Raw genomic sequence first — 12,213 nt, 5'->3', positions numbered from 1 at the left:
GAGGCGCGTCATGCCGCTCTGCCCCCGGGGCCACGAGTCCGATCTCGACGACTACTGCGACGTGTGTGGTGTGGCCATCGGGGGAGCCCCGCCCGGCGCGGCGCGATCCGGGGCGGTGGGGACCGAGGGGGAGGGTCGCGAGCAGGCGCCTGGGCCGCGTACCGGGCCGTCGGTCTGTCCGGACTGCGCGAACCCGATGGACGGGCGGTTCTGCGAGCGCTGCGGCTTCGACGCGTTCGCGGTGCCGGCCCGGCCGGCGACCGACCCGGCCGCGCAGGGCGAGGCGATCTCCGGTACGGCGCTGCCCGGCGCGACCGCAGGTGGGCATCCGTCCTCGGCCGATCCTTCGTCAGCCGGCCAGGCGTCGCCCGATTCGTCGTTGGCCGGCCCGTCGTCCTCGGGCCGGCCACCCGCCGATGAGCGGCACATGGTCCCGAACCACCTGGCCCCGTCACGGCCGCCGCGACCGGCAGCGGAGACTGTCGACGGGCACGATGCGGCGGACGGGGCGTGGCACGTGGTCGTCGCCGCCGACCGGACGTACTTCGACCGGATCGAGTCCGAACACGGTGCCGATCCCGACATCGCGTTCCCGAGGTTCTGTCCGGAGCGCCGGTTTCCCCTCGGGTCGGCCCAGGTGGTGATCGGTCGCCGTAGCCGGTCCCGGGGCATCTATCCGGAGATCGACCTGGCCGGACCCCCGGAGGATCCGGCGGTCTCACACCTGCACGCGCTGTTGATCGGGCAACCGGACGGGTCCTGGGCGGTGGTGGACCTGCGCTCGGCGAACCGTACGTACGTCAACGACAGCGTCGAGCCGATCGAGCCGGAGACCCCGGTGCCGCTCCGCGACGGGGACCAGATCCGACTCGGGGCCTGGACGCGGATCACCCTGCGAGTGGGCCCGCTGCCGCACTGAGACGCGTACGCGCGCAGGCACCGGGGACGCATTGACGTGTTTCGGTGTCCCCGTTACCATCCTGGCTTAGGAAAGCGCTTTCCTTGCGACTGCCCGTCCCGCCGGTTCGCCCGACCGGGCCCGCTCCTCGTGCCGCCGTCGGTAGTCCGTCCGCAAGTTCGCGCATCTCTTCGCCTGCTCGGCGCTCCGGGGTACAGACCCGTACGCGAAGCGCCCGGCACCCCTCAGGGAGGTCCACCATGGGTGTACGCGCCTTGTCGCGCCCCACGTTCGGTTCCACCTGGCCGTTGCTCGCCGGTGCGGTCGTGGTGATGACCGTCGCCGCCACCCTCACCGCGCCGGCGGCCAGCGCCGCCACCGTGTTCAGCGCCGATTTCCAGGACGGTGCGATCAGCGGCTGGTCCAAGTCGGGCGGCACCTGGTCCGTATCCGACGACGGCTCACGTGTCGCCCACCAGTCCAGGACGGACGCTGAGAACGCCCGACTCTTCAACGCCTCCACCAGCCTCACCGACTACACCGTCCAGGCCAGGGTGAAACCGGTGAGCCTCGGATCGAACGGCCTGGTCGGCCTGCTGTCCCGGGCCGCCGGGGCGACCGTCTTCTACCGGCTGGCCCTGCTGCCGGGCCGGGCGGAACTGCAGGCCGTCGGGGGCGGTACGGTCACCGTGCTCGGCGCTTCCTCACGGACCGTCTCGAACGGCACCTGGTACACGCTCTCCCTCACCACCAACGGCTCCACCGTCACCGGATCGATCGACGGTACGCAGTTCGCCTCGGGCTCCAGTTCCGTGTCGGCCGCGGGACGGATCGGGTTGCAGACCCAGTACGCGTCGGCGTCCTTCGACGACGTGCTGGTGACCACCGGCGGTACGGCACCACCGACCACCACGCCACCCACGCCCACCCGTACCGCCACGCCCACTCCGACTTCGACCGCCACGGCGACGCCCACGCCACCGCCGACCGGCGGTCCGGGGAACGCGACCGGGCTGGTGGGCTTCGCGACCCTCAGCGGGTACGGCCGTACCGGCACGAGCGGCGGAGCCGGTGGCGCGACGGTGACCGCCAGCACGTACGCGCAGTTGGCGGCGGCGGTGGCCGATGACGTACCCAGAATCGTGCGGGTGTCGGGAACGATCAACGGTAACGGTGATCCGATGCTGGACGTCGGCTCGAACAAGACCATCATCGGCATCGGCTCGACGGCGACGATCAGCGGTTTCGGCCTCGACGTCAACGGGTGGGGCCCGGAAGAGGTCGCCTGGGGCGGGGACCTCTGCGACCCGGCGGAGCGGGACCGCTTCACGCCCGTACAAAATGTGATCATCCGTAATCTGTCGTTCCGGAACTCGGCCGACGACTCGGTCAACGTGCAGTGCTACTCCCACCACGTGTGGATCGACCACAACACCTTCCACCCGGCCAACGACGGCTCGGTGGACATCAAGCGCGGGTCGGACCTCGCGACGGTCTCCTACAACCGGTACGCCGGCACCGACAAGTCGATGCTGCTCGGCCACAGCGACAGCAACGCGGCCCAGGACACCGGCTACCTGCGCGTCACGTACCACCACAACTGGTTCGACGGCTCGAACACCCGTCATCCCCGGGTCCGGTTCGGGTACGCGCACGTCTTCGCCAACCACGTCAGCGTCGACGACTACTTCATCGGCCTCGGCGTCGAGGGCAGGATCTATGCCGAGAGCAACTACGTCGCGGGCGCGAAGACCATCACCGAGGACTTCGGCAACGCCCGGCTCACCTGGACCGGGAGCAACTTCTACGACCCGGCCACCATCACCCGGGCCAACGACAGCGGTAAGACGATGGAGGACTGGCTCCGCGCCGACGGAAGTGTCGCTCCGCCGCCGTACAGCTATTCGGCCGGGTCGGCCTCGGCCAGCCCACCGGCTGCCGGCGCCGGGGTCAGCGGGGCCGACATCGTCCCGTAGCGGCGACCGGCTCGCACGATCAGGGCCTCCTCCGGCCGCGAGGTGGGCAGGGGGAGGTCCGAGCGGGCTACCAGCCGGTCAGGCGGTTGAGGACGCCGGACTCGACGACGATGATCGCGCCGAGGAGCAGGAACACAACGGGAACGATCCAGTGCCCGAACCTCTCCACGACCTCGACGACCCTGTGGTGCGAACCCAACCACGAGCCGGCGAGACACCAGAGCGCCACACCGACGGCGAAGACCGCCACCGTGATCAGACTTTCCGTCACGCCCACGGTACGGAAGAGCGGGGTGTAGACGGAGAGGTTGTCCGCGCCGTTGGCGATGGTCACCCCGGCGACCGCCACCGCTCCGGTCGCCACCGCCGGTGGCGACGCGTCGCCGGACCGGACCGCCGCGACCAGGCCCCGGAGGCCGAGGGCGAAGGGCACCAGACCGAGCAGGCCGACCCACCGGTCCGGCACGATCGTCAGGCCGAGGGCGGCCACCGTGGAGATGGCGACGAGGAGGCCGATCCCGGCGTACTGGCCGACCCAGATCTGCCAGGGGCGGGGTTTGCCGGTCGCTCTCGCGGAGAGGAACAGCACGGTCAGCACGATGATGTCGTCGATGTTCGTGCCGGCGAACACACCCGCCGCCGTCGCGGTCGTGCCGATGAGATCAGCCACGGCGGGCAGTCTAGGGGCCGCCGGTCAGGCCCGCGCCGACGAGCCGAAGAGCAGGTCGAGTTGGGCGTCCAACGCGCCCAGCGCCTGTTCGGCCGTGTACTGGCCGCCGAGCAGGTAGACCCCCAGCCCCTCCATCAGGGCCAGCAGGCCGGCCGCGTCGGCGTCGGGGTTCCGACCGGGAAGGAGACCGGCGATGAAGCCGACCAGTTGCGCGGTCTCCTCGCGCAGGGCGGAGGCGGCCGCCGGCCGTACCGCGGTGTAGGCAAGGAAGGCCAGCGCCACCCGTCCGTCGGCGCGGGTGTGCTCGTCGAGCGGGAGCAGGGTGGCGATCATGGTGCGCAGCAGCAGCCTCGGCGGGGGTTGCTCGCCCAGCCGCGCGAGCGCCTCGGTGACCCGGACCTGGTTACGGTCGCGGACCACGTCCAGCGCGAACGCCATCATCTCGTCCTTGGTGCGGAAGTAGTGCTGCACCATGCCCGATGAGACGCCGGCCGCCGCCGCGACGTGGCGCAGGCTGACCGCCTCCAGGCCCTGGTCCGCGGCGACCCGCATCAACGCGTCGGCGATGAGCGTACGTCGCTCCTGGCGGTCGACCTTCTTCGGCATGGCATCGACGCTTTCGTAGTGCGGTGATATCGATACGTGCTGATGATCCGCTTCCTGCTCCCGGTGGGGAGGATCCACCAGACGGTATAGGGCGCGCCGTGTCGTGTGGATCGTCAGGTGGTCGACGCGCTCCGGTCGGCGCGCGGGAGCGGCGTGCCGGCGGCCCGTGTCCGCCCGGGCGCACCGGCGACGGAGACGGTGGCGGGCGCCAGCCGGGTGCGCGCCTGCTGGAAGAAGCCGTCGGGGTCGTCGGCGTAGATGCGGACCTCGTCGACCGGGTCGGTCCGGCCCTTCGGCAGCTCGAAGGTCGTCGGCTGACGCAACCGTACGTCGACGCTGGTCTGGCTGCCGACCACGATCTGCAACACCCTGCGCTCACCCACCTCTTCGACCTGCACGGACTTGCCGGAGGGCAGGGAGCGGTAGGCCTTGCCCACCGTGTCGATCCGCTCCCACGGGATCGTGAAGTCGATGCCCGCAGCCACCCGTACGCGGACACCGGACTCGCCGACGATGTGCGGGTTGAGCTTCATGCTCGCGAACAGGCCGATCATCCAGAGCACACCCCAGACGCCGAGTACCAGCACGATCCAGCGGGCCGGCTGCCACGGCACCACGTGCGTGACGATCAGGTCGAAGATCGGGATCTCGACGACCGAGAGACCGATGAAGACACCGAGGATCGGCTTGACCACCCCGAGGTAGCCGTAGGGTTCGTCGCCCGGGGCGAGGGAAAGGGGCCGGCGGCGCATCCACAGGTACAGGCTGCGCCACATCGCACCCTCGGTCGCCAGGGCGCGCCGCAGCATCGAGCCGGTACGTCCGGTCGGGTCGTTCATCGTCGTCCTCACAGTGGCTGGCGGGGAAGGGACTCTGGTGGAACGGCGGTGGCGGGTCGGCCGGGCCGGTGCCACCGGTCAGTTGAGGGTGACGGTGCCGGTGGCGGCGTCCACGGTGACGATCTGTCCGGTGGAGATCCTGCGGGTGGCGCCGGGGACGCAGATGACCGCAGGGATGCCGTACTCGCGGGCGACCGTCGGGCCGTGGGCCATGATCGCGCCGGTCTCGGTGACCAGCCCGGCGGCGGTGAGGAACAGCGGGGTCCAGCCGGGGTCGGTGGTCGCGGTGACCAGGATCTCGCCGGGTTCGATGTGGGCGGTGGCCGGGTCGTGGATGACCCTGGCCGGGCCGGTCGCCCGCCCCGCCGCCGCCCCCACGCCCTTGAGGACGCCGTCTGCGGCCGGTGCCGCCGGCAGGATGGACTCCACGTCGGTGCCGTCGGAGAGCAGCGCCACCGGCACCGACGCCCGGCGTAGTTCCCGCTGGTGCACCGCCCTGCGGGCGATGATCGTCGCCCGGTGGTCGGCGCGCTCGTGCACGACCGCCTCCACCTCGTCGAGGGTCAGGAACATGATGTCGCCCGGCTGCGCCAGCAGGCCGGCGTCGGTCAGGTCGGCGCCGATGAGCAGCAGCTGCCGCCGCATCTCCCGCAGCGGGTACAGGCCGGCGAACTTTCCCGCCTCCCGCAGACCCGCAAGCTCCCGCGCCCGGCGCAGCAGGAAACCGGCGAGCCGGCCCCGTACCGGCCGGCGGCGGCGGGCCCGCACGACGAGTGAGTCGAGGGTCTTCTCGGCTGTCGCGGCGGCGCGGGCGAATCGCTGGTCGGGTGCCTGCTGCGGGTCGGTGACCCGCAGGTAGTTGGCGATGGCGGCGAAGACCGGGGCCGGGTCCTCCGCCCAGCGCGGCACGCCGAGGTCGACCTCGGCGGCGCCACGGTGGCCGTAGGTGTCGAGGAAGGCCGTCAGCCCGATGTCGGGTAGCGTCCCGCTGGCGTAGCGCGTGGCCAGCGCGTCGGGTGCGGTGTCGAGCAGCAGTTGACGGTGCTCACCGGCAGCCTGGGCGAGTCGCCACAGGGCCAGGTCCATCTCGATGGTGACGTTGTGCGGCATCCCGCCCAGTACCGTGTGGATCTCGCCGGGGTCGGCGATGCCCCGCAACAGGTGCTCCGGAAGGGAGGCCGCGAGCATGCCGGCCACGATCGGCCAGACGATCTCGTCGGAGCTGTCGTTCGACTCGTGTGCCTGCACGAACCGCAGTCGCTCGGCAGTGCTCCGCAGCCCTTCCGGTGCGGCGGAGCGGTCCCGTAGCTGTTCGATCGCGTCGAACATCCGCTGCCGTGCGGCGTCCGGGCGGGCCAGTGCCCGTACGATGCCGACCACCGCGCGTCCGGCGGTCCGCAGCGATGGTGCCGTCGCCCCACCCGCTCGTCCCGGTGAATCCTGCCCTGGCGCGAAGCGTGGGTCGGCCAGGACGTGCCGCATCGCCTCCTGGGCCCGAGGGCCGAAGTCGACCGCCATGAGTTTGACCAGCCGCTTCCGGGCTGACTTGTGCCGGGCCAGGTCGCTCAGGTCGCCGTAGAGGCGTCCACCGATGTCGACGATGTCGACCCGGAGCCCGATCGCGGCGGTCATCGCCACGATCAGCGCCCGCAGGCTGGACATCCCCATCGGTGTGACCGGTTGCCGCATCCCCTGCACGTGGCCGAATTCCAGGTAGACGCGGGGGAGGGGCCGGTCGGTCGCCGGTGGCAGGGGGAAGAGCGTGGTGATCGGCCGCGACTGCAGCAACCAGAGGGTGCCCTGCGCGTCGATCGCCCACTCCACGTCCTGCGGGCAGCCGAAGTGGTCCTGGAGCCGTTCACCCACCGCCCGCAGCCGGGCCAGCTGGGCCGGGTTGAGGCAGCCCTTGTCGTCCTGGGCCGAACCGTCGAGCAGGTAGTGGTCCACGACGGCGGCACCATCGACCACGGCCGTGCCCAGACCCGGTGCGGCGTCGACCATCATCTCGGCACGGGAGCCGGTCAACGGGTTCGCGGTGAACATCACCCCGGCCACCTCGGGGGTGACCATCCGCTGTACGACGACGGCCATTCGCGCCGCCTCGGCTGGGATGCCGTGTGCGTCGCGGTAGGCGACCGCGCGGTCGCTGTGCAGTGAGTCCCAGCACTTGCCGATCGCGGCGATCAGCTCGGCGGCGCCGGTGACGTTCAGGAAGGTCTCCTGCTGTCCGGCGAAACTCGCCTCGGGCAGATCCTCAGTGGTCGCGCTGGACCGCACCGCGACCGGACCGGAGCCGAGCCGCTCGTACGCGTCGAGGACTTCGTCCCGGGGGACCACGCCGAGCCGGTGGGCCTCGGTGGTGACACAGAACCCCGGCGGCACCTCTTCGCCCCGGCGGATCAGCTCCCCCAGGCCGGCCGCCTTGCCGCCCACCAGGTCGATCATGTCGGCGGTCGTCTCGGACAACTCGATCACGAGCATCGGTGACCCTCCCCGGTTCCAATACAACTGCATTGCCTCTCTACCGTACCTCGTTTGGCAATGCAGTTGCAATGTGAGGGGGTGACCTGCCTGACCTGGGCGAGCGGGTCCGGGAACGGCGGTGGCCGCCGACCCCTGCGGGTCGACGGCCACCGGTATCAGCGAAGATCAGATCCCGCCCACGCGCGCGTCGCAGGCGGTGACCGGATCAAGGGTGATGTCCAGCGTCGACACGAAGCCGGGCTGGATCTGCTGCTGGACGACCTCGGGGACCCAGCCGTCCTTGGCGACGATCACCTGGTACTTGCCCCTCGGCAGCCAGTACGTGTAGTGCCCCTGGCCATCGGCGGTCAGGGTGTAGCCGCCGTCGGCGAGGTTCAGCCGGACCGTCGCCTTGACCGGGACACGCCTCCCGTCGCAGCTCAGGCCGGTGACCGTACCCTGGATCTTGCCCCAGCCGTTCGGCGCCGAGACGTTCAGCTCCACGTTGACCGCCGGCACCGCGTACGGGGTGTCCGAACGCAGGACCAGGTCGGTGTGGTACGCGCCCGGCTGGTCGATCCCCGTTTCCGCGGTGGCGGTCAGGGTCAGCGTCACCTTCTTGGTGGCACCCGGAGCCAGCGTGAACGTGCCCGGCGTCGTGGCGAGCCAGGGGGCGTCGCCCGCCTCACACTCGCCGAGCCCACCGAGCTGTTCGGCCTGCTTGCTGGCTTCGCCCGGGTTCGGCGAGCCGCCCAGCTTGTACGTACCGCACGCCAGCGCGCCCCGGTAGACGGGGAACCCGACGTTCGGCAGGTCCTCCCAGGCCCGTCCGGCCGGGTTGTAGGCCAGCGTCCGGTTGGTGAGCCCGGACGAGTTGCCGGTCACCCCACCCGCGATCACCAGCAGACCACCCGCGGTGGCGAACTGCGAGCCCCACAGGTCGATCGGCATGTCCGGCAGCGCGGACCAGGAGTCGCTCTTCGGGTCGTACGAGAACGCGTCCTTGTACGAGGTGCCACCGCTCGTGCCACCCGCGCAGTACGCGCTGCCGCCGATGCCACCACAGGACATCCACGCCACCGTGTGCGGGTACTTCGCGCCGAGGCTGAATCCACCCGTCGCCGGGTCGAAGACGACCACGTCGTCCGACCCCGCGCAGTTGCTGCTGGCGCAGCCACCGATCAGGTGGACCTTGCCGCCGACCACGGCCGCGCCGGCCGCCGCGCGCGGCGCCGGGTTGGTCGCCCCGGCAACCGTGCTCCAGGCGTTGGCCGTCGGGTCGTAGACGTCGACCGAGGCGACCGGGGTGCCGCCGGTGGCCCAGCCACCGATGAGGTAGATCTTGCCGTCGACCGCGACGGCCGAGGGCTTCGCCCGCCCGGTCGGCAGCGCCGGCAGGGCACCCCAGGTGTTGGTCTCCGGCTGGTAGACCCAGGCCTTCCGCTCGTTGCCGCTGCCGTTCGCACCGCCGAACGAGTAGACCCTGCCGTCCACCGTCGCGGCGGCGTTGTCGAAGATCTCCGACGGCAGGTCGGCGATCTGCTTCCACGCCCCGTCGGCGGTCGGACCGGCCGCGGCCGGTCCACCGGCGACGCCCGGGTACGGGGTCACCGTCATCGCCGCCGACAGCCCCTTCATCCGGCGTTCGGTCAACGCCGCGCCCGGCAGGGAGAGCAGTTCGAAATCACCGGACCGCTCCAGCAGTTCGACGTTCGCCGGCGCGGTTCCGGTGTTCTTGACCGTCACCGTGGTGGTGCGGGTGCTGCCGTACGGCTGGTGCGACTCGACGTTGGTCGAGTCCACGGTCAGCCGACCGGCCTTCAGGGCGAAGTCCGCCTTCTTGACGCCGTTCGGCGTCACGGTGACGGTCTTCGCCTGCGACGGGTACGGCGACTTGCTCGCGCTGAACGAGTGCGCGCCGGTCAGGCCGGAGAAGAACCAGTAGAACCCGTCGGAGAGGTTCGGGTCGTCCGGCGTCGCCGCCGACACGCCCTTGTCCTGCGGCTGGTCCACACTGGTAACGGTGACGTCGTTGACCGCCGTACCGGTGTTGACGTCGGTGGTGAAGCCGGTGACCAGGCCGCCCGGGACCGGGTTGCAGCTTCGGTTGATCACCTGAACGTCGTCGACCTGCCACCACCAGTCGTACGCACCCTGGTACCGGAACCGGAGCTGGACGTTGGCCTTGTTGGCGACCGGGGTGAGCAGCACCTCCTCGGCGGCCGGGCCACGCCGGCTGTTGAAGTCGTGCCGGACGTTGATCCAGTTCTCGCCGCCGTCGCTGCTGACCTCGACGTCGAAGGTGTTGTCGCCACCGGTCGAGTAGCGGTCCGCCTTGAACCTCAGTTGCGGCGCGCGCATCCCGGTCAGGTCGATCGCGGGCGTCACCAGGTCGCTGTCCTGCGTGGCGTCACGACCGGCGTGGTCGCTGTCGATGACGGCGAAGTTGCCGCTGCCACCGGTCAGGTTGCTCCGACCACCCTCGTTCTTGAACGACCAGCTGCCACCGTCGGTGCGGCTCTTCACCGACCAGCCCTCCGGTGCGGTGTCGCCGTCGAAGCTCTGGGACAGCAGCGGTGCGCTCAGGGTGGCGGAGTAACCCGCCGCGGTGCAGGCCTCCTCGACCGGCACCGCGATGTTCGCGGTCGTCGCGGCGGTGCCGAGGTTCAGCTCGGTGGTGACCTTCTGGTAGCCCTGGTAGCGGGCGGTGGTGGTCAGCCTGTAGCTGCTGTTGCCCGGCACGGTGAAGGAGTAGGCGCCGGTGGTCGGGTCGGTGAAGATCGGCGCACCCGGTCGGCCGGCGACCTCGATCGAGGCGTAGAGCGGCCAGCCGTGGCCGGAACCGTCGGTGACCTTACCGGTGACGGTCACCGGCGGGGTCTCGACGAGGGCGATGTTCTTCGTGACCGATCCGCCCTCGGCGACCGTGAGGGTGACGGTCTGGGTGGCGTACCCGTAGGCGCTGAAGGTCAGCGTCTGCTCGCCGACCGAGAGCGTCAGCGAGTAGGTGCCGTCGGCGCCGGTGGTGACGCTCCGGGCCCCGGCGGCGATGGTCACGCCGGCCACGCCGGCACCGGTGTCGCTGTTGGTGACCGTGCCCGTGACCTGGCCGACCGATCCGCGCGGAGCGGCGGTGACCGCCTGGTACGCGTTGAGCCGGCCCTCGCCGAAGATGTTGTTGTTGGCGATGGTGCCACCGCAGGCGAGCGCCTCGGTGTCGGTGGCGGTCTGGGCGAGCAGTGCCTCGGTGGCGCTGATGTCACCACGCAGGCTCGTCGCCGCCGACCAGATCAACGCGACCGCGCCGGAGAGGTGCGGGGTTGCCATCGAGGTGCCGTCCCAGCTCTCGTACCCGTTGCCCGGGACGCTGGAGCGGATGCTGACGCCCGGTGCCGCGATCTCCGGCTTGGTACGCCCGTCGACTGTCGGTCCCCGGTTGGAGAAGTCCGCGATGACGTTGTTGACGTCGTACGCCCCCACGGCGTACGCGGGAACGTTGTCACCGGGCGAGCTCGCCGAGCCGCAGGGTGCTCCGCCGAGCGTGTTGCCGGAGGCGAAGGCGGGGAAGATGCCGGCCGCCCGCCAGGCGGTGATGGTCTGCTCGTACCACGAGTCGCCGCTGCCACCGCCCCAGGAGTTGTTCACGATGTCCGGACGCAGGTCGGGCCGGGGGTTCTGGCCGTTGGCGTCGGTCGGCGCGAGCATCCACTGGCCGGAGGCGAGCAGGGAGGTGTCGGAGCAGCTGTTGGTCTCGCAGCCCTTGGCGGCGATCCACTTGGCGCCGGGGGCGACACCGGTCTGGTTGCCGTTGCCGTCGTCGCCGACCATGGTGCCCATCGTGTGGGTGCCGTGGCCGGAGTTGTCGCAGGGTGTGGGACCGCCGCAGACGTTCGCCGGGTCGAACCAGTTGTAGTTGTGGTCGAAGGTGCCGTCACCCTTGTTGCCACGGTACTTGCCGACCAGTGCCGGGTGGTCGTACTGGACCCCGGAGTCGATGTTGGCGATGACGATGCCCTCGCCACGGTCGTCGTACTCGGACCAGACCCGGGGTGCCCCGATGTTGGTCAGGCCCCACTCGACCCCGGCCGGGTTCGCCGCAGCCGTCGTCTTGCTCGGCGTCGGCGTGATCAGGGGGTAGTACTTCACCGGCTCGATCCGGGCCACCTCGGGACGGGCGGCGATCGAGTCGACCAGGGCCTTGTCACCCACCACCCGTAGGGCGTTGGCGATCCAGTACGGGGTGTACGTCGCCTTCTTCGCGTCCAGATCGGCGCGGAGTCCGGCCTGGGTCCGGTCGGCGGTGCCGGTGAGCTGCCGGTGCACCTCGGTGGCCTTGGCGTCGGCGTCGCGCAGCCGCGCCGCGCCGTCCAGTTTGGCCTGCTCGCGCAGGAACACCATGAAGGTGGTGCTGCCCTTGCTGCTGATTTCCTTGAACACGCCGGCTTCCACCGTGGCGCTGGGCGCGGCGGGTGCCGCGAGCGCGGGCTGCGCCGTTGCACCGAGGGCGACGGTCGCCAGGATGGCGACCGAGGACCGGAGCATGAACCGGCCCCCGCCCCGATGCGATTGTCGTGCTGACATTCTTCCTCCCCACTTATCGGTGCCCGCGCAACTGGGAGCACCGATGGGCGGCGCCGGGATGTCCGGTGCCACCAGTCGAGTGGGAGCGCTCCCCGGTGATCGATGGGTGCTCCGCGACGACCTCGATCATGGTGAGTGGATCACTGTTGCTGATCAAGACATGTTGGCGGGCAGCATTCG

Annotated in this window: 7 protein-coding genes; 2 read left to right on the top strand and 5 right to left on the bottom strand. The window is 70.7% G+C overall.

Annotation, left to right across the window (positions count from 1 at the left end; genetic code table 11):
• Positions 1-10: 10 nt before the first annotated feature.
• Both BDK92_RS01005 and BDK92_RS01000 read left to right on the top strand, forming a co-directional pair.
• The gene (locus BDK92_RS01005) at positions 11-919 is read left to right on the top strand and encodes an FHA domain-containing protein (protein ID WP_121153706.1); all 909 of its coding nucleotides are present in this window, start codon (positions 11-13) and stop codon (positions 917-919) included.
• A gap of 239 nt (positions 920-1,158) precedes the next feature.
• Positions 1,159-2,874, top strand: a complete 1,716-nt coding sequence (locus tag BDK92_RS01000; protein WP_121153704.1) for a pectate lyase family protein — start codon at positions 1,159-1,161, stop codon at positions 2,872-2,874.
• 67 nt (positions 2,875-2,941) lie between these two features.
• On the opposite strand, the gene BDK92_RS00995 is transcribed toward BDK92_RS01000, so the two are convergent.
• The 5 genes from BDK92_RS00995 to BDK92_RS00975 form a co-directional block, all read right to left on the bottom strand.
• On the bottom strand, positions 2,942-3,544 hold the full coding sequence (locus BDK92_RS00995) for a cadmium resistance transporter (RefSeq protein ID WP_246016709.1): 603 nt from the start codon (positions 3,542-3,544) through the stop codon (positions 2,942-2,944).
• Positions 3,545-3,568: 24 nt separating this feature from the next.
• Positions 3,569-4,150 (bottom strand): TetR/AcrR family transcriptional regulator, encoded by a 582-nt coding sequence (locus BDK92_RS00990; protein ID WP_121153700.1) that lies wholly within the window; start codon positions 4,148-4,150, stop codon positions 3,569-3,571.
• A gap of 113 nt (positions 4,151-4,263) precedes the next feature.
• Entirely contained in the window at positions 4,264-4,989 is a 726-nt protein-coding gene (locus tag BDK92_RS00985) for a hypothetical protein (RefSeq protein ID WP_121153698.1), read from the bottom strand.
• A 78-nt stretch (positions 4,990-5,067) separates the two neighbouring features.
• Entirely contained in the window at positions 5,068-7,470 is a 2,403-nt protein-coding gene (locus BDK92_RS00980) for a PEP/pyruvate-binding domain-containing protein (protein ID WP_121153696.1), read from the bottom strand.
• Positions 7,471-7,638: 168 nt separating this feature from the next.
• Positions 7,639-12,033 (bottom strand): S8 family serine peptidase, encoded by a 4,395-nt coding sequence (locus BDK92_RS00975; RefSeq protein ID WP_425462204.1) that lies wholly within the window; start codon positions 12,031-12,033, stop codon positions 7,639-7,641.
• Between the last annotated feature and the right edge of the window lie 180 nt (positions 12,034-12,213).

Origin of the sequence: Micromonospora pisi, from assembly GCF_003633685.1 — a bacterium.
Lineage (GTDB): Bacteria > Actinomycetota > Actinomycetes > Mycobacteriales > Micromonosporaceae > Micromonospora_G > Micromonospora_G pisi.
Note: the sequence above shows the minus strand (reverse complement) of the source record. Positions and strands in the feature narration are given on the sequence as shown.